The following is a 22,690-nucleotide window of genomic DNA, read 5'->3' as shown; positions in this document are numbered from 1 at the left end:
ATTCAAAAATGGTTTTGAAATTGGCGAGATAAGTTGCCCAACAAAATACTTCCCAGAAGCATCAAGCATTAATTTTAAACGTAGCGTTATTTATGGGTTGGGGGTTCTAAAAGAATCATTTAAAGGAATGCAGAACTGAATTAGTAAAAGATTTTTATTTACCGAAATTTAGCTTATTTAACTTCTGGTACAAAAACAAAAAAATTGATTTGCCCTAATTCACTCCTTATTGCAATACTTCTTTAAAATCATTTTGAATCTATTTTTAAAACTTCAAGCGCCTTTATAATCAAGGGATCACGATTTGAACTAATATCATTTTTAGTATTTCTCATTTCAATCTGAACAGGAACGCCACGATCTTCAAGTAAAATTCTATCGACTGTGTAATAACTATCATTTGATAATGTAAAAAATAGATCACGTGACAATTTACCTTCAAACATGTCTGATAACATTCCGGAAGTGTTGGTTCCTATGGTAGTCACATGAGGTTGTTTGTACAAAGCAAGCGTAAAATCTTCGGCAGAGCTCGCTGTTTTATCATTAGTCAAAATCACAATTGGGTTGGTATAACGAACTCCTTTGTTGGGCGTTATCACAATTGGTCGTAAGGGAGAAAATGTTTGGTAATCTCCTTTTATTTTAGTGCTTTTATAATGCGTGATGCCTTCTTGCAAAACAAATCTTTTAGCTAATAAATCACCAGCATGACCTCCTCCATTTGCTCTCATATCAATAATGATTCCTTTTGTTTTTGAAAATGAATTTACAATACTGTCAAACAAAGTAAGCATGAGCTTTATATCTTTTAATTCCTTTTTGGTGCTATATAAACTTTCTAGCGTGCCAAAACAACGTGAAATTCTGATGTAGCCAATACCATCACCTTGTGATGTATAATATAAATACTCATCATTTACAACGGGACCAATTTCTTTTATTACCTCAAATTTTTCATTCTCCAAAGTCTTAAAACTGGTTTTCCAAAGTTCCTTTTCAATACCCTTAAACTCTAATTTGAAAGCGGATGGCTTTTTATTTTTGTAGACTATATCATCCCCTTTTGAAATGGTAATGTGACCATCTTGCAAAGGATCAACCATTTTTCCTAAAATACTGATTAGTTCATCTTGCGTGGTTGTAGCTTTTACTTGGTTGCGATATTGGATGTAAGCATCATCCCAGTTAATGCCTTTTAAGTCAAAAAATGCATAATTATCCTTAAACGTAGTCCAGAATTTTTCGAAGTCTTTTTCAGGTAAGCTTAATGCTTTTTTGTTTTGTGCAAAAACAATCGAGGTAATACATAAAAAGATTGTAATGAGTAATTTGGTCATGGTTGTATTTTACATTAATTGACTTTGAAGCAGGAATTTAAAAATGCTACTTAAGCTTAGTTTAGGATTGAACAAATTTGTTACAGATAGTTTTGACATTAGAGCTACTGCGAGCTTGGCATAATGCTCTAAATAAAAATGAACTTATTGCAAAGTACAAAATGGTATGATCATATTTGTTCGCACTCAAACATGATTTCCCATTTTAAATATTTTTTTTTTATTTTTGTGTTGGGTTTTGTAGCACAACAAAAAATAGTGCATCGATTACGGCGTAAATATTGTGGGTGAAAACCCCATCAAAACCAAGTCAGGCTCGCGCGGTCGGGCAACGCTCAATAGTAAACATTATACTATGCTATTGTTCGAAAGTATAGCAGTACATGAGATGACATCAAGTGTACTTTGTCAAAGCCCCTTTATAGGGGTTTTGTTGCATTAGATCATAATGGCACCCAGCTCCACTTGCTGCAAAACCAAGTCATCCTACTTTCTACCCATTTCTGTTTGTCCATTGTGGATAAAATAGTGCTTCATGCTTTATTGTGGTTTTTCTTTTACGTTTCTTGTTAATTTTGTTCTACTGCTACTCCAATCTTACGAACATTTTTACTATTTACATTTTAATTAAAGAGGCAAATTGTGAATTATCAAATAGATCTAGCGTTCTAGCTCTCCATTTGCTAGTTTTCCTCCCATTAATTGCATCGTAAGCAGCGCTCCATGCGTTTGAAGAATTAACTTAGATGCTTCTAAATTATCTTTAACGGTAGAGAAACCTTTAATGGCATCGGAACTTACCGCCTCACTATTTATTGCTGCTAAAATAATAGCATCTAGAACTGGATTTTCAAATACAGTAATAGCATCTTCTACTGTGCTTATTTGATCAAATTTTGTACTGCTTTCAACTGCATTGAGCGTTTCTAAAAAATCGTTTACAAATTTTGGTATTTCAACTTCAAACAAATTTTTACTTCCATCTAAAATGGATTGTGGCAGCACGTCAACATAGCTACTAATAATTTCGTCAAAATCAGATTTAGATTTAAGCAAAGTAATATAAATTTCTTTTCGCATAATAGTTGTTTTTTAGTTCTTTGTACAATTAATACCTGTTAAATAAAAAAATTTAAATACCAATACCCAAAAAATGAATATTCTCTGACTCTATGGTGCATAAGTATCTGCTAGCATGCTACAAAACAATACCTACTTTAGGAGATATTAAATTGTAAAATTATATAGCTCTTTACCTAATACATCTAATAACAGTTATGTATTTGTGTCAAAAAAAATTTAGAATCATCCTTTCTACCAATTGTCACCTCTTTTTGGGTACGGGTGGTTTTAATGAAGGTGTATTTCCTGGAGTATCCTTATTGTCGCGTTGTCGCTTATCAGGATCGCCAGTTGTTTTAGCCATTCTCTTTGGTCCTGGTTTAAGTGCCATAGTGTTTTTGTCTTTTGGAGTTACAACACAAATATAACAAAAATACACCTACAATAAAATACTAAAAAATAACAAAATCATCTTTGTAAAAAAATTAAAAGTCAAAAAACCGACTTGCATACAGGATACAAGTCGGTTATGTTCAATTCGATGCTTACTTTAGTCACTACTATTAAACTCAAAACTCAATTGCTTTTCATTCCCAAAATTATCGGAAATCCATACATCAAAGGATTGCGAGACAGTAGAGTTAGACGTATAATACAATCTAAATTGCTTGGCCAGCAACGGATACAAATCATTTGGCAGATATGGCGGTTCATCGTTATTCCGTAACGATCCTTGTCCGTCAAATTGAAAATACCGAATAAAGTACTGTGTATTACTATAATTGCCAGTTGGTTCAATAATAAACCTTATCTCCGCGGTATTGCCAGTTGCAATTTCTTTGGGTACGGGCATCACTTTAACTTCAAAAGGGAAATTATTTTGTATTTCTAATTCGTCATTGCTACAAGATGTATTGGAACTTATCAAAATTGCCAACAATACGTACATTGTCACGATGCCAATTCTGGATTTATTGCAAAATGTTATCATAATCTTATATTTTAAAAGTTAATCCTAAATCCTATGCCCGCTGATGGCCTGAAAAGTCTCAGGTCTCTACCCCACAGAACTTTTGTACGCCCTTGCAGGACTAGTACAAATCTGTCAGACAAGTATGTTTCAAAAGACAGCCGTCCACCAGCACCATAAATGAAATTATCTTCACTTGCTATTTTCGCCCCGTCAAATAAAAGCTCTTCTCCTCGATTGATACTTTCATACCCGACTACACCTATTATGGCTGCATTGAATGTAATGTTCTTGCGGGGATCACTCAGCAGGAAAAAGCTGTAGCCACCTTCTGCAGTGTAGGTCTCCTGCGGAATGTGAGAGTCTTTATATTCATAATCTTGTTGTGAATACTCCAAAGCCCAAAGCTGGTAATTGCCGTTTTTACCATTTACGGTCATAGCCACATTGATGTAATAATCATTGCCGATTTTGTTATTGGATAATACACCTGCATTTACTTCCAGTCCTTTTTGTTTAGGCAGCATACGTTGTGCCTGTGCAATTGTGATACTCAGCAAAACGAGCATTACTGTATAGATATACTTTTTCATTTTCTAAGACTTAATAGATTACTAAAACTTCAAATGCATATCGCTAATTAATCGGGCTTTTATCAAATCCGAATTTTCCACCTGAAAAGTTTGATGTCTTCCGCCGTTATTCTCGAAAACCTCAATCAATAGCACTTTATCATCATCAATGGTAAATTGGTCCAATAGGAACACATTTTGTTCTGTTGTTTTTCCGCCAATCTCACCAAGTGACTTGTAAGTTCTTAGCGGTGTCATTGGTCTTTCCTGCACCACGGTTCGCTTGGCAATCTTTTTGTCCACTACCTTGAAATTGACAAAATCAATCTTGAAGGGAACATTCGTGCGATTATCCAGTTCGGTATGGAAATAATATTTACCGTTATAAATGTAAATTCCTTTGAGAAGAAATTGAATACCGAAACTTTTCGCCCCAATGTGCTTTACAATGCGTTTATCGTTTTTATAAATTGTTTCCAATAACAAGCCTGCCAGAGAGGGAGAGTTGTTACCCAACTCTTCAAAAAGTACATTACTCGCGCTACCCTTGTCAACTGTCTTTTGCATTGTTAGTAGGTCATAACTCAACACCTTCGGAGAAGAGCTGTAATACACATTGAAACTGTAAAAATGGCCGTCATTGGTAATTACCGAAAAATTGGTTTCTGGTTCAAATTCTTTGACCGATGCTTTAACACGAAGTACATTTTCGGCATCATCCGCTTTTCCCGCAATCAGATATTCACTACCCAAATCCACGTAGCGGATAGCGGCTGGGAAAATCAAATGCGAAGTTTTATCATAAGTAACTTCCATAAAGTACGGCTCTATCTTGCCCAAAACAAAAGGTTTGTTTGCGCTGTCCTGTGCAAAAGAGGATACGACAAAGCCAATGATCATGGCAAATGCCCAATAGGTTCTAAAATAATTTTTCATTGTTAATTCTATTTATATTTTACATTATTTTTTGGAAACAAGAAACACTTGATGACCTGCTTTTACGGTAACTTTCGGCATTTTGACTTTTTTGGCGAAATAGCCCGAAATGCCCTGTACTACACCACGGCTCAAATCAGCGGCAACTTGTTGTCCTGCAGATTGGGTTAGCATGAGGCTCGTTCCTGATTGCTGACTCATATTGCCAGCCATTTCAGTACGTGCATTCATTTCGCGCGAGTCAGGGATATACAAACCCTGCTGACCATCTAGATCATAAATCGTAATGTCAACGGGGATGATGTTCCCGTCTAGTTCTATTGAAGTAATTGTAAGTTGTAAACGTCCTCCTTCCAATTTGGCGTTAGCCGTTAAGATTGTTCCTTTAGGAATGGAACTATTAGACGTTTGGGCAGGCTCTAGTAAACGTAAACGCACTCCTGTTTCGCCAATAATAGTTTGCGTTTCTTGAATACAGGCTTTAATACTGTTTTTAGGTTGAACCACATGATTTAGAGTACTTGGAGTATAAAAACGGTTGTTTCTTTTTCGACTCCAGTCGGCTAAAAATATGCTATCGTTTGACTCCTGATGCAAGGCCGATACACTGTTCTTTCTTTTAGAAGTGAATGGCACAAAATGCTCTTTTTGAGTAAATGAAGAAGACTTAGAAACAGTACCATTGACAGTTGCAACTTCTCTTTTATTTGTATCCAAAGGCAAATATTTAGCCGCCATCTGATAGGATTTTTCCATCAAATCCAATTGATGATCAACAACATTAGTTGAGGGTTCTTCCTTTCTTGCCAATTCTTCTTTTAGCTCATCCAACTGTTTACGTAATTCCTTCGTTTCAAAATTATCAGTATTGTAAAAACTACTTAATGTGGTTTGTGCATTACGATAACTATTCAATGATTCGTTAGAATTTGCTTCTTTTTCAGGAACATCTTGCAAAGATTCATCTGTACTGCCTTCATTCCAGTAATCAGACAGCGATGTCAAGGCATTTTGCTTTGCTTTATTGTTCTGTTCTAATAATTCCTGTTCATAGGCTTTTTGTTTGTCATTTTCTAAGCTAATGGTTGTAGCTTGAGGAACAGAGTCATTAAGTCCCGGAAACTCGATGTTTTTTATATTTTCTGCTGGTTTAAATATCAAATACATACATCCAAAAAATACTACTGCCATCAATCCATAGATGATCGGCTTTTTAATTTTTTCGGTTTTACTCTCATTACTCACCTCTTGTCTATCAGAAGCTGTATTGATATTGCCATCTATAACATAGACCGCATTTTTCTTACTTACATTTTCTTTCATGTCGTTTCTTTTTTATAATTATTACTAATCATTCCTTGAAGTATTTTACGCAAAAGGATCTAGAACAAAGTGGTAAGAATACCAACTATGCTGATTATTAAATAGGCGGTAAAACAGACCATGATATATGTATACTGCTTGTGCAATGGGAGCACCCGCCATTTAACCTCAACTTCATTGATCCACAGATCAATATTTTTCCGAATCTCTTTCATAGTAATCGTTTTTATCGTTCTATAATTTCCAGATCTTTGTTTTCCAAAATCGTAAACTTCTCCATATTGAATCCTTGTGGATTATTATCTGAACGAACGGAATTAACTAGGTAGCACGAACTAACTAGATTCCTTTTCGTCACATTACTAGATCTAATAATGAATTGCTTAGAATACGTTTTTACAGCATAAGGATAAGTTTCAAAATCACATACCACACTATCAACTTCAAGTCGTTGTTGGACATTTCCTGAAATGATCCTATTGTAATATCCCTTTTCAGCTAAGTCTTTGTAATAATCAAAAGCACTTTTATCAGCAAGATTAAATGCTCTTTTCATATTATTCTCAATTGCATTTTTATCTGGAGCCAGTGTAAAGAATAGCTCGTGAAACCGACGAACATGCTCACGAGCCTCTACAGGTCGATTGATAGAAGCATCCTGAGCCAGTGCCAACATTAGCGATTTTCCATTGTCTAATACATACACTTTTTGACGTTGTAATTCAGCGAACCGGTAGGACTCCCAAACAGCATATCCCGATATCCCACAACACAGTACTGCAAATACAAAAGCGTAAAGCCTAATTTGACTGAAACTATTTTCGATGTTTCTTAAAGTTTTAAATTCCATTTCATCTTATTTTTAAATTCTTACTTCATTAATTTACCGCCAATAGTACCTACAACCGTGGTCGTTCCTGCCCCAATAATATTCCCTGTTTTAGTAGTGGTTTGATTGATATTGCGAACAAAATTCCCTGCACCACCTGCCTGAATAATCCATCCAGTCACCGTAGGTATAGTAAAATATCCTATAATGCCAATAATCATAAAAATGATATAAACAGTACTCGATGAATCAGGGATAAAATTGGGATCGGATAAACTATCGATGTCCTTTTGGAGTATTAAGGATTGGATTTTGGACAACATCGCACTAAAAAGATCTGAAACGGGTAACCAGAGGTACACACTAATATACCGAGTCAACCACTGCGTTAGTGTAGACTGAAATCCATCCCAGACTGAAATCGCAAATGCTAAAGGACCCAATATTGAAAGCACTATTAAAAAGAATGTTCGGATTGTATCTATAACTAATGCGGCTGCTTGAAAAAGTACTTCTAAAAATTCACGAAAACCATCACGAATCATTTTCTTGACATCGTACATTTCTCTTTCGATATACATCCCTGATATGGTTGCCAAATCAGAGGGGGTCCATCCGAGTTCCTCCAACTTTTTATCAAATTCTTCATCCGATGCTAAATAGGATTTCTCAGGATTTCGAAGCATTGCCTCTCTTTCCAATAGGTCTTTTTGCTGTTGTAAGGCATTCAAATCAAAAACTTGACTTTCTAATATGTTATGCGTTCCTTGCACCACTGGACTCATTACTCCATTAAGCGTTCCTAAAACAATCGTTGGAAAAAATGTAATACAGATACCCAAAGCAAAAGGTCTAAGCATTGGAAAGACGTCTATTGGTTCAGCACTACTCAGCGCTTGCCAGACTTTTAATGCGACATAAAACAATGCACCCAATCCAGCCAAACCCTTAGCAACCGCTGCCATGTCTGCTGATAAAGGTATCATCTCGTCATATAGCGAGCGTAGTACTTCATGAAGATTACTAAATTCCATGATTACCAGTATTTCTGGTTAGCCGTTCCGTATAATTCCAACACTCTTTGACTGTTATTCGCTTTCTTGGCTCGCAAGTAACTGACAGAAATATTTTTATTTGTGAAGTACCGAACCAAATTGTGATACTCCTTTACTTTTAGATACACCTGTTCAATAATGTCCATTCGTTCTTTATCATTAAGCGACAAACTTGAAGAGTTTACAATTTGTTTTAACTCTTTCAAAAGTTCTGTGCTTTCGTTTAACAGTATGGAATAGCCATTCGCAATTGCTGTAAGTTCCTGCTCATTGAAATTGGGGTCGTTCAACATTTTTCCAAAATTGTTTACATACATTTCAGAAACATCACCAACAAGTAACACAGTCTGCTGTACCTTTCGAGCATCTTTAACTAAATTGTTTACCGCCTTTAGTTTATCATAATATTCTTTTCCTTGACTGTAGACTTTTTGGACTTCTTTAAAGTTGTTAATCATATTGGTCGCTGTAGTGGAAGTTTGTATTATCTCTCTTGCTGAATTGACTATTCCTTGTGCCAAATTTGTAGGATCTGTTACAACCCACTGTGCTTTAACAGTCGGAATGAAAGCGAATACAATCACTATACACACCATAATTTTTAAATTTTTCATTTCTATTTGTTTTTAAAATTTTTACTAATTGTTTTCTTTTTCTCTTTTCTCAAGGGCAATCCTTTTGATAGCCTTTTCTACATTTCCATCTAATTGCCCTGCAAGTTGCATGACTTCCAACTTTTCTGTTTCTTCAGTGGTATAGGCTAAATATTCCTCGAAACTAACTTCTGTAGCATATACTGCCGAATGCGTACCTCCTAGCCCAATCCAAACTTCTTTATATAATCTATTAGGATCATTATTCATATTGATCGAAAGTACTTGTGCTTTTTCTTTTTCAGTCAGACCAAGCATGGCCTGGATATCATCAAATTTGTTCATGTACTTCCTTTGATCTAGCAGTATTTTACAATCCGAATTATTAATAATACTTTCCTTTACAATAGGTGATTGAATGATGTCATCTACTTCTTGCGTTACAACAATAGCTTCACCAAAAAACTTTCGCACTGTTTTAAAAAGGTATTTGATGTACTCTGCCATCCCTTCTTTTGCAATAGCTTTCCACGCTTCTTCAATCAAGATTAGTTTTCGTACTCCTTTCAAACGACGCATCTTATTGATAAAAACCTCCATAATTATGATAGTCACTATTGGAAAAAGGATTTTATGATCCTTGATCGCATCTATTTCGAAAACAATAAATCGTTTAGAAAGTAAATCCAGTTGTTTTTCGGAATTCAATAGATAATCGTACTCACCTCCTTTGTAATAAGGTTCTAATACATTTAAGAAGTTGGCAATATCAAAGTCTTTTTCTCTTACCTTTTTATCTTCTAATACTTGCCTATATTCTCCTCGCACAAATTCATAAAACCCATTGAAGGATGGAAATTCATCCTGCTGCTTGATTCGCTCAATGTACCCACTCACTGCATTTGAAAGTGCCACTTCTTCGGACCTTGTTGGAGGTTCATCATCCCTTTTCCATAAGGTCAATATCAAAGTTTTAATACTTTCTCTTTTCTCAATATCGAATTCGCCATCATCGGTGTAGAAAGGGTTAAAGGCTATCGGATTGTCTTCGGTGTAGGTGAAATAAACGCCATCTTCTCCTTTGGTTTTTCCTTTGATCAGTTCGCACAATCCTTGATACGAATTTCCCGTATCCACCAACAGCACATGAGCGCCCTGTTCATAATATTGTCTGACCATGTGATTGGTAAAAAAGGACTTCCCTGAACCGGATGGTCCTAATATGAATTTGTTCCTGTTGGTAATAATACCGCGCTTCATAGGCAAATCAGAAATATCCAAATGAATGGGTTTCCCCGTCAGTCGGTCAGCCATCTTGATTCCGAAAGGAGAAGGCGAACTTTTATAATTGGTTTCTTCAGTGAAAAAACAAAGCGCAGGCTCTATAAAAGTGTAAAAGCTTTCTTCACTCGGAAAGTCCCCTGCATTGCCTGGCATTCCTGCCCAGTAGAGCGTTGCAACATCTGTAGTATTGTGCCTTGGTTTACATTCCATCAATGCCAAAGCACTACCTGTGTCGTTCTTTAGTTGTTTTAATTCAACTGGATTATCTGACCATGCCATTACATTGAAGTGTGCCCGAATAGAAGCATGTCCAAAAGAATGTGCTTCATTCAAATAACGTTCGATCCATTCCTTATTTATTTGATTGGCTCGACTGTACCGTGCCAAGGAATGCATATTTCTTGCTGATTTTTCGAACTTGCGCAGGTTCTCTTCGCTGTTGTCTAAAAATAGATACTGATTGTAAATGTGATTGCAGCTCAACAACAATCCAACTGGTGCAGCAAAAGACAAAAGACAGTCACTTCTATCGGTAGACAACTTTTCATAACGGGTTTCTGCTGATACTGAACTAGGCAAATCATCGGTATCGGACAACGTATGCAGACAAAGCCTTTTGTTTCCTATGCGAACTTCTTCTCCGCCCAAAGCAATATCTTGCAATGGTGTTCCCTCCTCTCTTGAAAGGCTTAGGTATTGTTCCAATAATCCTTGTTTGTCATCTGTTCCAATGATATCTTCCTCGCTTAATCGTTCTAATTTTATAAAATCGGAATCGTTCACAATTCGCTCAAATTGCGCCACCGATTCCATAAAGCGAGAAATAGTTTCTTTATCTCTTAGTTCTTTTGGGATGAGCACTCCTTTACAAAGCGAAGAAAAATTACTCTGCATTCGCATACGCTCTTTAGACGTTTTAGTGAGGAAGAGATAACAATAATGGTTGAGAAACGGACGTTCATTAAAATGTTGTTGGTAGGACTTTGCCAAAAAGCTCAAATCATCTTTGGCAATATCAGGAGCATAATTTTCCTTGATGTACCAATCCTGTTTGTGTACCACCGTATAATCAGGCAAGGTTTTTATAGCCTTGTGCCAAGCCGAATGAATGGCTTCATATTCCGCAGAGGCTACTGTGAAAAGCTCTGGTAGCTGCACTCGAAAACAAGTAGTGATATCACCATCCTTAGAGATAATGCAATTATTTTCTACTGCCAACAATGGAAACTTACTTTCCAGTGTTGTCGCTTTTGATTTATTTCTCATAGCTGATGCATTTTGGAATTCAACTGAAAATAGCGATGCATAGGCTTACGACAGATGATATATCGTGGATGTCTTTTGTTCGCTCCAACTTTCATCAAACCATGTTCACCATACTTTTTGTTCAATGAAAAAGTTTGCCATACTAATAGCGATCCCCCACCGATTCCTATAAACAGACACAGATACGAATTGACTCCAGTCATGTACAAGATCATTAGCAGGATAAGCATCCCTAGCAAACCACCAGCAAAAATGAACAAGTACTGCGCTTTCAGTCCTTTGAACTCCACCGTTCTTCCAATACCTTTATTTATATTATACGTATTCATACCGCAAATACTAAAGGAAGAAAGAACGTAAGACAGTTGCCGCCACAATCAAAAAGATACAAGCTCCAAACCAACTCGCAGCAGTCTTGCTTGTATCCGGATCACCGCTACTGAACTTGTTATACACCTTCACTCCACCAATGAGGCCCACCACTGCTCCTATTGCATAAATAAGTTGGGTAGCAGGATCAAAATAAGAAGTGACCATTTGCGTAGCTTCCGTAATTCCTGCTGATCCGTTTCCTTGTGCAACTGCACTAATTGTTGATAGTACAACGACTGCCAACACTACTTTTTTAACTTGATTTCCCATGATTTTAAAAAATTAAATTGTTCTTTATTCCTGTACTTTACAGGAGTAGAGCACAAATATCATGTGGAAACAGTTGCTGTTTAATATGTTGTCGTTATGTGGAGTTGTTTGGCAGAAGAAGACTTGATAATTTAGTTTGGGATATTAAAAATCACTAAATTCGAGCAATCAATAATGTTATATTGTAAATCGCAATACGCGATATAGCATGATGAAAGATTGTTAATTAGATAAGAACAATTTCAAATGTTAATGGAAAATATAGAAAGAATAATAAAATAAAAGCTCTTTATTATTAGTTTAAAAAAGCAAGTAAAAGTTTATTACTTGTGACTTACGAAAACAATTTTTTATAATTAAAATTAACAATTTTTTCCTTTTTTTTATAAAAAAGAAATAGATTTGTAAAAAGCCAAATTACACTCAAAGTTATGAATCAATATGAAACTTTACTGAAATACGTAAAAGAGAATGGTGTACAGAAAACAGATAGAACTGGAACAGGTACGAAAAGTATTTTTGGATATCAACTACGTTTTGATTTGGCAGAGGGTTTTCCATTAATCACAACAAAAAAATTACACTTAAAATCAATAATTCACGAACTTTTATGGTTTTTGAAAGGAGATAGTAATATTAAATATTTAAAAGATAATGGCGTTAAAATTTGGGATGAGTGGGCAGATGAAAATGGAAATTTAGGCCCAGTCTACGGTTCACAGTGGAGAAGTTGGCCAACTGCAGACGGAAAACATATTGATCAAATAGCTCAAATTATAAATACCTTAAAAAACAATCCCGATTCTAGAAGAATTATAGTGAGTGCTTGGAATGTTGCAGAAATTGAAAATATGAAACTTCCCCCATGTCATTGTTTATTTCAATTTTATGTAGCAGATAATAAATTATCATGTCAAATGTATCAAAGAAGTGCAGATTTATTCTTAGGAGTTCCTTTTAATATTGCATCTTACGCACTTTTAACGATGATGGTAGCTCAAGTCTGTAATCTTGAATTAGGTGAATTTATCCATACTTTAGGAGATACTCACATTTATTTAAATCATCAAGAACAAGTAGATTTACAGTTGACAAGAGAGCCTAAACCATATCCAAAAATGGATATTAATAGAGAGGTAAAAGACATTTTTTCTTTTAAATTTGAGGATTTTATTTTAGAAGGATATGATCCCGACCCTAGTATTAAAGCCCCTATAGCAGTATAAATATGATGGAATTACCAAAGGATTGGAAAATTTATTCTAATGCTATTAGAGATAGATGTCGAGACTTAATTCAGTACAAAATATGGAGTGGTATTGAATTAGTTCAGTTTAATAAATGGAGAAATAATTTCAAAACCGATGAAGAAAAGTATTTTTCGGCTTGTGTTCTCGATTCTCTCATTTACAGATCAAATCAGCAAACATATTCTCTTATTGAAGATATGCTGTTCAAAAACTTGAATAATTTATTTAGAACTTTAGGATATACTGAAATAATTGATTTTCCAAATAATATGACTACCCATATTAAAGACCCTTTGATTAGATTTGTACCAGTAATAACTCGCTTTGATCCAGTTACTAAAAGTTCAAATGAGATTTTAAGATTTATGAAAAGGTATTTTTATATTTCAGAACAATGGATAATTAATCCCTGGAACATTGAAGAAGAAGTTAAAAAGGGTGTCAAAATTTTCATTTTTATTGATGATTTTCTGGGGACTGGTCAACAGTTTGATGATGCTATAACCTATTCAAATCTAGGTCAATTGATAAAAAACAACACATTTATTTATGCTACATTGTTAGCGCATGAAAATGGGATTAAATTTTTAGAAATTGAACATCCACTTGTTCAGATTGTACAAAGTGAAAAACTTTCAAATTCTAGTCATTCTTTTTTTTATAATTATTTTCCTAAAAATGAAATGGAAGCAAAAAATTTTTATGTAGAAATGATTCAAAAAAGAGGAATTACTCTTAGCTCAGGTAACGAGTATGGATTTGGTAATTTAGAATTAACAGTTGCTTTTGAACATGCAGCTCCCGATAACTCTCTACAAATATTGACGTATAGAACTGAGAATTGGAATCCTTTGTTTAATCGTTAAATTGATAAATATTAAAATGGAAAATTCATTAGCACAAAATAGAGCGGAAGAACTTGGATATGACCTTTGGGAAGATTTTGTTATTCCTCCCTTTTTTAATAGTCTCGATTTATTATCAGCAAAAAAACCAAGAGTAATAGTAGGTGGTAGGGGCTGTGGTAAGACCAGTTTACTTAGGTACCTATGTCATGATACTCAATTTTCAAAAAAAAGAAGTTTAATTAATAATACTGAGCTTGCTAATATTGGTATTTATTGGAGAATTGACACAAATTTCGCTAAGATTTTATCACAACGAGGATTGGAAGATCATATTTGGAATAGTGCTTTTGAACATCTTTCAGTATTAATGATATCACGTGAAATATTAAAAAGCTTAGAGAGTATAGGTACGTCATCAATTGAAACATTTTCCACAGATGATTTAAAATCTTTTAATTTTAATATACTTAGTAGTTTTTTAGAAAATGTTCCAGCCGATTTTTTTGAACTTAAAAATTTTATTAGAAAGGAAATTAATCGTTTTCAAACATGGGCTGGAAGTATTAGGACGTTTCCTCAACCAGTATTTCTACCACTAAATTTTATCAAAGAATTAATCATTGAAATAAAAAATCAAAATTTAACTTTCAACGATTCAAATTATTTAATTTATGTTGATGAATATGAAAACTTATTAGCTGAACAACAAAAATTAATAAACACGTGGGTAAAACATAGTGAAACTCCACTTATTTTCAATTTAGCTATGAAACCACATTCTTTCAATAATAAAAATACAATAGGTAATGAACCCATAGCCGAAACTCATGACTACAGAGAATATAACCTTGAAGAATTCTATTTAAAAACAAATTTTGAGCTATTTGCTGCAGAGATACTTTTTTTAAGATTATGGAAAAATGATCATTCATATAAAATTCCAATAATTCCAGATGAACTTAAGAAAGTAAGTAATGAAATCCTTGAGAAAAGGGTTTCTGATGACTACACTAAAAAAGTTCTAAAAGCTGCAAAGGATTTTTTTCCTGGAAATTCTACTGATGATATTGCAAATGATATATTTAAAGAACCTATTCTTAAACGTCGATTAACAGATTTAATTCTGAAGGCAATTGAATCTAAAAAGTATAAAATTACTGCTGAAGAATTACTTGTTGAAGATTATCCTCAAGCCGGAATTATAATTCCTGCTCTCTTAAACAGAAATCATTCTATTGAAGATATAAAAACAGAAATTTCAAAATTATTAAATGGGAAGAACAATAAATTTACCGGAAGTACTGGCTGGATCCACAATAATGTTTACGCCTGTATATTAATGATTTATGAGCCTTTAGGTCGTTTTTGCCCCTTATATTCAGGGTTTGAAGCATTTTGTTTAATGTCTAAAACTAATCTTAGGCATTTTCTAGAGCTTAGCTACAAATCTATCACAAATGAAAATTTAAACAATTCAAAATCTAAGAAAGATTTCATAAGTATTCGTTCTCAAGCAGAAGGAGCTAAACAAGCTAGCTCTACTTTTTTACGAGAAGTTAAAAACTTTGGAAATGAAGGAAATAAACTTCATACTTTTGTTCTAAGATTAGGAACATATTTTAGTTATTCTCATAAAAAACCAGCACAAAGTGAACCAGAACAAAATCATTTTAATATCGTAGGGAATAAATCTACTGAATTAAGTAATTTTATTAATGAAGCTGTAAAATGGTCAGTATTATATGAATCAAGAATAACCAAACAGAAAGGAGGAGAAAATAATCTACAGTCTGAAGATTATGAATATATCTTAAACCCAATTTATGCCCCATATTTCCATATAAGTTATAGAAAAAAGAGAAGCGTACAATTTACCTCATCTGAGCTGAGTACAATTGCTTTTGGTGATTTTAAAGAATTTGAAGTGTTTTTAAATATTGCCGCAAAAAAATGGAAAATAATTCCAGATGAAAGTTCTTTAGATTTATTTACAGAAATTGAAAATTAGCTTATGAAAATTAGTATGCAGTTTAGTGATTCTGTTTATAATTTAAACTATTCGGATTGGGATATTGCTTTTGTTGGAAATGCCATTAACAAAAGAGGTAATGAAGGTTTAGAATTTATTAAAACAAAATCTAGTCAAGTAGTTATTGTTGAATATATGCCTAGTATATTTAAAATGAAGTTTGATAACAATGAATTTTACGTTGATGATATCGATAAGTTATTAGAGCCACATATTGGTAAAAACATTTTAATTGATTCGACGACATTAAATCTTGCAGAAATTTTAATTCTTATGCAAGCTTTAAAAGATTTGCTCTTAAAAAATTTTTCAATACTATATATCGAACCTAAAAATTATAATATAAAAGATAAAGCAGCTGATATATTGCATCAGCGAGATTTTGAGTTATCAGAAAGTATTGTCGGATATGAGGCAATTCCTGGACATGCATTATTATTATCTTCTGAGGTTACTCAAAAAGTTATATTCTTATGCGGTTACGAATCGGAACGAATAGATAGAGCTTTAGAAGACTCTGATATTCTAGGTTCAAATTGTTCTTGTATATTTGGCATTCCTGCTTATAGTCCTGGATGGGAAATGAATTCATTTGACAATAATATAACAGTAATAAAAGAGAAAGGAATTAGCGGAGGTATTAACTTTTGTGGAGCTACAAATCCACTAGCTATATATAAAACTCTTGAGAGTATTTATGATGGTCTTGAAGATGAAGACGAAATGTTTATAGTACCTTTAGCAACAAAACCTATGAATATAGGAGCTTGCTTATTTTTACTAAGTAAACCAAAAGAAAAAGTTGCAGTTTTGTATGACCATCCTAAGGAGATTAAAGATAAAGCAATAGAAATTTCAAAATGGCATTTATTTGACATTACAATAAGTTAATTATGGATATTCTCGGAAGATTTTACACAAGTAATATAATTTCAAACCTTTTAGTAGATAATTTTGAATCAAAATCACCAAAAAAAATTCTAGATTTAGGATTAGGTGATGCCTCGCTTTCAATAGCAGCATATTCGAAATGGGAAACAGCTAAATATTTTGGAACTGAAATTGAAAAACATAAAGTGGAAACGTTAAACAAAAGTCTTTCTTTCATAAAAGTCTTCAATTATGACACGTTAAATCCTAATACTTCAAAAAGATTACAAATCAAATTTGGTCAAATTGATATCGCTATTTGTAATCCACCGTATATAAAAGTTGAAGACAAAAGCCAGTATATAAAACTATTTAGAGAAATAGGTTGTGACAAGTTCAACAAACTAAAGCGTATTACTTCCGAAATAGTATTTTTTGCACATAATATAAAATTATTAAAAAGGAAGGGGGAACTTGGAATCATTGTTTCTGATAGTTTAATCACAGGAAAAGATTTTAAAATATTTAGAGAAACGATTTTTGAGAATTTTAATGTTAAAACAATAATACAGCTTCCTGATAACATATTTAATAAAACAGAAGCTAGAACTCATATAGTTTTTATTTCTAAATCTAAATCTAAATCTAAAACCTGTAAATTACTTTTGTCATCAACTGAGGGTACATTATCAGACGAAATAATAGTTGAGAATACAGATTTGATAGAGAGAATGGACTACCATTTTTATAATAAAATTACTCTTATCTCTACTAAATTAAAAACATTAAATGATATTGGAGCAAAAATACGAAGAGGTAAGTACTCATATAAACAACTTAGATTAAGTAATACTAAATATTTTCATTCAACAGACTTCAAATATAATAATGATAAATTATACTTTAAAAAATCTAAAAATGATGATTTAATAGATGTTATGGCTAAAAAAGGAGATGTTTTAATGTGTCGTGTTGGAAAACGAATTGTTGGAAGATTTGCTGTTATCAAGTCGGGCTCGATAGTACATAGTGATTGTATTTATAAAATAACTGTTCCTCAAAAATATTTAAATTCTTTAATTAATTCTTTGAATTCCGATGAAGGAAAAATATGGATCAGTGCCTATATCCATGGAGTTTGTTCACAAGTATTAAGTAAATCCGACTTAGAAAATTTTCCCCTTTTCCAATTTCCCACAGATGAAAAGGATTCGTAATGCGTACCCACTCACTATAATTTTGAAATGTCAGATTAAAATGAAGCATTATAAAAATATTTCGTATAATCAAAAGGTATCTCTACGATTGTTTAACTTGTTCTATTCGACTATTCAGTTGATTTCTTGAAGATGAATTAAAAATTTTATATTGTACATTATGAATAAACAGAATTTAAAATAATTTAAAAGATGTTGGGAGCTACACAAACTCCCCAATATCAAAATCCTCCAAATCTTTTTTCTGCATAAAAGAAGAACCAGAATCCGTCTCTGAAGAAAGTGTACCGTCTAACAGCTTGGCTATTTTTTGAGAAGCATCTTCGATGGAATTTTCCAATAAATTGAATAATTCGGTTCCTTGTATTTTCTGAAGTAGGACTGTTGCTGTTTCCTTTTGAGAGGATCTCATTTTCTCTTTTTTTAACAACGTTTTTACAGTGCTTAACTCTTCAAAGGTAACCCCTTGGGCAAAACCATTATCGCCATTGGTAATTCCATAACTATTCCATTCTTCCTCCTCATTCTCAAAATCAGGTACATTCACAAAAACTTCATCCAGCTCTTCTTGTGGAATTTGTAATTCGACTTTATCTTCGTCGATTTCTATATCAAAATTATCATTAAAATGATCCTCTTTTTGCACTTGACTGTCATTGGATATCTTTGGCACTGAAAGGCTTCTTTGAGGCTTAGGCTGTCCCATAATATCCTGTAGACTTGAATTAACTTTCTCTTCCTTTATCTTTTGCTTATGATATTTTTTAATGACAATTTTATCCTTTGCTAAAAGGAAAATGACGATGAGTAGACAAATTACAATTACAGTTTCCATTCTATTTAGTATTATACATTGATTAAAAAATCGGCTTGTTTCGCTCATTAAAAAATTCCTGGATTTCGGTTCCAAAATCATTAAAATGCTTTTCTAAAATGTTATCTATGTAAGAATACAATGTTGTTTTCTCTTCCCTTGTCAATTGAACAATTCGAAGGAGTCGTTCATGGTATTCAGGTCTTATGTACACCACTTTACCACTACGACCAGACGGATATCTGTTAGTGAGAAATACTTCTTCATAATTCCGTTTCTTTGTAGCACTTACACGAATTTTCTCTTTCGGCTTATTTTCTTTAGCTTCGATACTTTGACTTGAGTTTTTGTCATTATTAAACACTTCATCTCCACTCATAATATTCATAAGGTAATCCTCATCTACAACTGGTTTTTGAAAACCTTTTCGCTTTTTATCAGATTCCATAGTAGAAAGGATTTAAGGATTTATGATTTTGAGAAATTCATTTACAAAAAGATCCAGCTTAGTTATCTTCATCAAATTAGGCTCAGCAGGAAGCAGGCTAGATCTAAAAATATAATTAGTAGTATCATCCGTTTCCTTGCGGAAACGCTTACTATCCATTATTCTTGACTCCATTATAGAAAGGCCTAATTCTTCTATTACACTTTGATAGGCTTTGTACAAACTAGTCTTTTCCCTCCCATCCACTTGATTCCAAAACAACCAAAATTTCAAGTTCTTGTTACCTCCATCTGTTTCTGGAAGTTGCAAAAATGCTTTGGCAAAGCCCAAAGTACTTTCTACTACCAAGCGATCGGCTGTAATAGGAGAAAAAATAAAGTCCATTGCCTTTAATGTGGTCAGAACGCCCTTGGAGTTGGCAGTTCCTGGAAGATCAAACAAAATAATATCCCAATCACTATTGGATTGATCTATATATTCTGACGCTTTTTCTAGCGCATTCTCGGCCTTACAACGAATAACAGGAAATGCTTTTTTATCAATCGACTGAAACTGCTTCATCGCCGCTCTCTTATGATACTCATTTTGCATCACCGTTTTAAGATCTCTGTCTCTCATATTGCCAAGACTATGCTGTGGAAAATCACAGTCCAAAACCAGTACATTAAATCCCAATCGATAATGAAGCACACTAGCTAACAAAGTTGTCATTGTAGATTTCCCTACTCCACCCTTTTGGGTAGAGAAACTAATTTTTAAAGTTTTATTTATTGTTTCCATTACTTATAATTTTAAAGTTATCTATTTGCTAAATTGTTTTGCTGTACAGCAGTATGCCTTGTTGTATTTCTATACAATGTTCTGCCCTATTGATTTGCTTTAAATATGCACTTATCTATAATTGTATATTCATACAATTTCGAACAACTATTCCTTGTTTATTGGTAATAGGTAAACTCATTTATAGTACTGCTTTTATGCTTTTATAGTTGTATAGTTGTACAACTTTATCGTTTTACACCTTACCATTCTACTTAATACTTGCTTACTCCTAAACTTTGATGTTTGTATTTGAAATTGGATAAAAAGTCATTTTTATATATCTATTTACAACTTTGAAACAAAGAAAGCTGGTAACTCCAAACCATCTCAGAATAAGGAATGCATTGGCGTTACATGGCATTGTTTGGCAACACTTACTACTACACCATTCTAAAATTCAATGATTTACTTTGTTAAAGAAGTAAATAAATTAAAAAATGAAAGGCCCAAATCTATATTTGAATAAGAACAGGAACGGCTCAAAGCCGTTTTTCCCTGCTTTATTAAATCTGTTCCGCCGACAGGCGGACGGATTATCTGTTCACCAGAACAGAGCAAGTTGTGTTTTGAGGCACTCGAAATGAAAGCCGTGCCTCAAAACAACTTGCCCGCCGCGGCGGGGCTAAAACTCCCTCCGAAGTCGGGGTTTTCAAAAAATTAAAATTAGAATGATGATGGAGAATCAACAAGACAAAAAGCAACGCAAAGGCGGTCGGAATCCTAAAAAGGATCCTAGTATCCACCGTTATGTTTTTCGATTAACGGACCAGGAAAACGCTAAATTCCTTTCTCTTTTTGAAGCTTCGGGAGCGGATAATAAAGCGCTATTTATCACCTCTCTCTTATTTGAAAAGCAAATAAAAACGGTAAAAGTTGATCTAGCAGCAATGGATTATTACATGCGCTTAACCACTTTGTACGGTCAGTTTCGTGCTGTTGGTGTTAATTACAATCAAATTGTCAAGATATTATACCGGAATTTTTCTGAAAAGAAAGCCGCAGCCTATCTGTTTAAATTAGAAAAACAAACGATCGAGTTGGCTCAATTATGTCGTGCCATAACGCAATTAACGAAAGAGTTCGAAGTAAAACATTTGAAAAAAGCAGAAAAATGATAGCAAAAATTGGTCGTGGAGCAAATATAATTGGTGCACTCTCTTACAACCAGCTTAAAGTAGATCAGGAAAATGGATCAATTTTATCGACTCATAAAATAAGAGAAGCAGTCAATGGACAATTTACCGTTAACCAATTATATAGGTCGTTCGAACCGTATCTAATGGCAAACAAGCGAACAGAAAAACCTGTTTTGCATATTTCTCTTAACCCAAATCCAAAAGATACTGTAAGTGATGAAGACTTTAAAAAAATCGCACAAGATTATATGGAACTGATGGGCTATGGAGACCAGCCTTATGTGATTTTTAAGCATACCGATATCGAACGAACGCACATTCATATCATTTCGACCTGCGTTGATCGTTACGGAAAAAAGTTATCTGATTCCTATGAAAAATTACGTTCTATGAATGCTTGCCGTGCATTGGAGCAAAAATATCAATTACTTCCTGCAACTGAAAAAAATCAAAATCCGAATGAAGTAATTTTTAAACCTGTTGATTACCGGGAAGCCAATGTAAAAAGTCAAATAGCATCGGTAATTCGACATCTGCCAAAGTATTATCAGTATCAAAGTTTAGGAGCTTATAATGCACTACTTTCTCTTTTTAATATTACTGCTGAGCAAATAACGGGTGAATTACGCGGTCAGTCTAAGCACGGTCTTGTTTATTTTGCTCTGAATGAAAAAGGAGAAAAGGTAACGAATCCGTTTAAATCCTCTCTTTTTGGAAAACAGGCTGGTATGGATAGTTTGCAAAAACATTTCGAACAATCGAAAGTAAAAATGAAAACAGAACCATCTAAAGAAATCCTGAAAAATTCAATAGAGGTTGCCATCCATACCACTAATAATGAAACCGATTTTAATAAACAACTAGTCGATCAAGGAGTTAATACAATTGTTCGAAGAAATGATCAAGGTCGTATCTACGGAATGACTTTTATTGACCATGAATCGCGCACTGTGTGGAATGGATCCCAATTAAGTAAAAATTTATCTGCCAACGTTTTTAATGATTTATGGAAAAATGGAGGGACTCAAAAAGGTCAAAATGAGAGACAGCATACCAAAACAATTTCATCCACAGCTAGTAAAAATGAATCCACAGCAGAAATAGAAAAACCACATGCACTTTTTGATTTTCTTAATGGAAATTATTCAACCCATTCTATACCTGACTTTGGACTTATAGAAAGCCTTGGATCTTTATTACCAATTACTCAAGGTGAAGATTATGAAGAACAAATATTTGCTAATCAAATAAAGAAAAGGACAAAACATAACAATCAGCGCGGCAAGAAATAGTTTAGCTAGACATCCATCGCCAACCAATGCCAACGAAAGTCAATTGACCTAGATTCTTTTACGTTCGATCTACTTTCGCTCGTTACATTTTT

At 33.7% G+C, this 22,690-nt stretch carries 23 protein-coding genes; 7 read left to right on the top strand and 16 right to left on the bottom strand.

The window, feature by feature from the left end; all coding sequences use genetic code 11:
* Positions 1–248: 248 nt before the first annotated feature.
* The 13 genes from L1S34_RS14155 to L1S34_RS14100 form a co-directional block, all read right to left on the bottom strand.
* On the bottom strand, positions 249–1,340 hold the full coding sequence (locus L1S34_RS14155; protein ID WP_236364670.1) for a S41 family peptidase: 1,092 nt from the start codon (positions 1,338–1,340) through the stop codon (positions 249–251).
* A 660-nt stretch (positions 1,341–2,000) separates the two neighbouring features.
* Positions 2,001–2,420, bottom strand: coding sequence for a hypothetical protein (locus tag L1S34_RS14150; RefSeq protein ID WP_236364668.1), 420 nt, complete (start codon positions 2,418–2,420; stop codon positions 2,001–2,003).
* Positions 2,421–2,664: 244 nt separating this feature from the next.
* A complete protein-coding gene (locus L1S34_RS14905; RefSeq protein WP_255710830.1) occupies positions 2,665–2,793 on the bottom strand; it encodes a hypothetical protein in 129 nt (42 codons plus the stop codon).
* A 159-nt stretch (positions 2,794–2,952) separates the two neighbouring features.
* The gene (locus L1S34_RS14145; RefSeq protein ID WP_236364666.1) at positions 2,953–3,393 is read right to left on the bottom strand and encodes a DUF3872 domain-containing protein; all 441 of its coding nucleotides are present in this window, start codon (positions 3,391–3,393) and stop codon (positions 2,953–2,955) included.
* Positions 3,394–3,404: 11 nt separating this feature from the next.
* A complete protein-coding gene (locus L1S34_RS14140; protein ID WP_236364664.1) occupies positions 3,405–3,965 on the bottom strand; it encodes a conjugal transfer protein TraO in 561 nt (186 codons plus the stop codon).
* A gap of 21 nt (positions 3,966–3,986) precedes the next feature.
* Positions 3,987–4,880, bottom strand: a complete 894-nt coding sequence (traN, locus tag L1S34_RS14135; protein ID WP_236364662.1) for a conjugative transposon protein TraN — start codon at positions 4,878–4,880, stop codon at positions 3,987–3,989.
* Between the two features lie 24 nt (positions 4,881–4,904).
* Positions 4,905–6,203, bottom strand: a complete 1,299-nt coding sequence (gene traM / locus L1S34_RS14130) for a conjugative transposon protein TraM (protein ID WP_236364660.1) — start codon at positions 6,201–6,203, stop codon at positions 4,905–4,907.
* A gap of 226 nt (positions 6,204–6,429) precedes the next feature.
* Positions 6,430–7,053: a conjugative transposon protein TraK gene (traK, locus tag L1S34_RS14125; protein WP_236364658.1), complete on the bottom strand. Its 624-nt coding sequence runs from the start codon at positions 7,051–7,053 to the stop codon at positions 6,430–6,432.
* A gap of 20 nt (positions 7,054–7,073) precedes the next feature.
* Positions 7,074–8,066: a conjugative transposon protein TraJ gene (gene traJ / locus L1S34_RS14120; RefSeq protein WP_236364656.1), complete on the bottom strand. Its 993-nt coding sequence runs from the start codon at positions 8,064–8,066 to the stop codon at positions 7,074–7,076.
* 2 nt (positions 8,067–8,068) lie between these two features.
* Positions 8,069–8,701 carry a DUF4141 domain-containing protein gene (locus L1S34_RS14115; RefSeq protein WP_236364654.1) on the bottom strand — a complete coding sequence of 211 codons (633 nt, stop codon included), beginning with the start codon at positions 8,699–8,701 and terminating at the stop codon, positions 8,069–8,071.
* Between the two features lie 24 nt (positions 8,702–8,725).
* Entirely contained in the window at positions 8,726–11,230 is a 2,505-nt protein-coding gene (locus L1S34_RS14110) for a TraG family conjugative transposon ATPase (RefSeq protein ID WP_236364653.1), read from the bottom strand.
* On the bottom strand, positions 11,227–11,559 hold the full coding sequence (locus tag L1S34_RS14105; protein WP_236364651.1) for a DUF4133 domain-containing protein: 333 nt from the start codon (positions 11,557–11,559) through the stop codon (positions 11,227–11,229). The genes L1S34_RS14110 and L1S34_RS14105 overlap by 4 nt, the downstream gene beginning before the upstream one ends.
* Positions 11,560–11,569: 10 nt before the next feature.
* A complete protein-coding gene (locus L1S34_RS14100; protein WP_236364649.1) occupies positions 11,570–11,872 on the bottom strand; it encodes a DUF4134 domain-containing protein in 303 nt (100 codons plus the stop codon).
* 431 nt (positions 11,873–12,303) lie between these two features.
* On the opposite strand from L1S34_RS14100, the gene L1S34_RS14095 reads away from it, so the two are divergent.
* Genes L1S34_RS14095 through L1S34_RS14075 form a run of 5 tightly spaced genes read left to right on the top strand, consistent with a single transcriptional unit; the run spans position 12,304 to position 18,086 of the window.
* Positions 12,304–13,098, top strand: a complete 795-nt coding sequence (locus tag L1S34_RS14095; protein WP_236364647.1) for a thymidylate synthase — start codon at positions 12,304–12,306, stop codon at positions 13,096–13,098.
* A 2-nt stretch (positions 13,099–13,100) separates the two neighbouring features.
* Entirely contained in the window at positions 13,101–13,988 is an 888-nt protein-coding gene (locus tag L1S34_RS14090) for a phosphoribosyltransferase-like protein (protein ID WP_236364645.1), read from the top strand.
* A 16-nt stretch (positions 13,989–14,004) separates the two neighbouring features.
* On the top strand, positions 14,005–15,978 hold the full coding sequence (locus tag L1S34_RS14085) for an ORC-CDC6 family AAA ATPase (RefSeq protein ID WP_236364643.1): 1,974 nt from the start codon (positions 14,005–14,007) through the stop codon (positions 15,976–15,978).
* A gap of 3 nt (positions 15,979–15,981) precedes the next feature.
* Positions 15,982–16,890: a hypothetical protein gene (locus tag L1S34_RS14080; protein ID WP_236364641.1), complete on the top strand. Its 909-nt coding sequence runs from the start codon at positions 15,982–15,984 to the stop codon at positions 16,888–16,890.
* 2 nt (positions 16,891–16,892) lie between these two features.
* On the top strand, positions 16,893–18,086 hold the full coding sequence (locus L1S34_RS14075; protein WP_236364639.1) for an N-6 DNA methylase: 1,194 nt from the start codon (positions 16,893–16,895) through the stop codon (positions 18,084–18,086).
* A 202-nt stretch (positions 18,087–18,288) separates the two neighbouring features.
* Here the strand turns inward: L1S34_RS14075 and L1S34_RS14070 are convergent, their stop codons facing one another.
* Genes L1S34_RS14070 through L1S34_RS14060 form a run of 3 tightly spaced genes read right to left on the bottom strand, consistent with a single transcriptional unit; the run spans position 18,289 to position 20,128 of the window.
* Complete coding sequence (locus L1S34_RS14070; RefSeq protein ID WP_236364637.1) at positions 18,289–18,921, bottom strand: conjugal transfer protein TraD; 633 nt, start codon at positions 18,919–18,921, stop codon at positions 18,289–18,291.
* A gap of 22 nt (positions 18,922–18,943) precedes the next feature.
* Positions 18,944–19,348, bottom strand: coding sequence for a DUF3408 domain-containing protein (locus tag L1S34_RS14065; protein ID WP_236364635.1), 405 nt, complete (start codon positions 19,346–19,348; stop codon positions 18,944–18,946).
* 12 nt (positions 19,349–19,360) lie between these two features.
* Positions 19,361–20,128: a ParA family protein gene (locus L1S34_RS14060; RefSeq protein ID WP_236364633.1), complete on the bottom strand. Its 768-nt coding sequence runs from the start codon at positions 20,126–20,128 to the stop codon at positions 19,361–19,363.
* A gap of 710 nt (positions 20,129–20,838) precedes the next feature.
* Here L1S34_RS14060 and mobA point away from each other — a divergent pair.
* Positions 20,839–21,285, top strand: coding sequence for a conjugal transfer protein MobA (mobA, locus tag L1S34_RS14055; protein WP_370637652.1), 447 nt, complete (start codon positions 20,839–20,841; stop codon positions 21,283–21,285).
* Positions 21,282–22,598 (top strand): conjugal transfer protein MobB, encoded by a 1,317-nt coding sequence (gene mobB, locus L1S34_RS14050; RefSeq protein ID WP_236364632.1) that lies wholly within the window; start codon positions 21,282–21,284, stop codon positions 22,596–22,598. The genes mobA and mobB overlap by 4 nt, the downstream gene beginning before the upstream one ends.
* The last annotated feature ends 92 nt before the right edge of the window (positions 22,599–22,690 follow it).

Source organism: Flavobacterium sp. K77 (assembly GCF_021608205.1).
Classification (GTDB): Bacteria; Bacteroidota; Bacteroidia; order Flavobacteriales; family Flavobacteriaceae; genus Flavobacterium; species Flavobacterium turcicum.
This window is presented reverse-complemented; position numbering and strand designations above follow the sequence as displayed.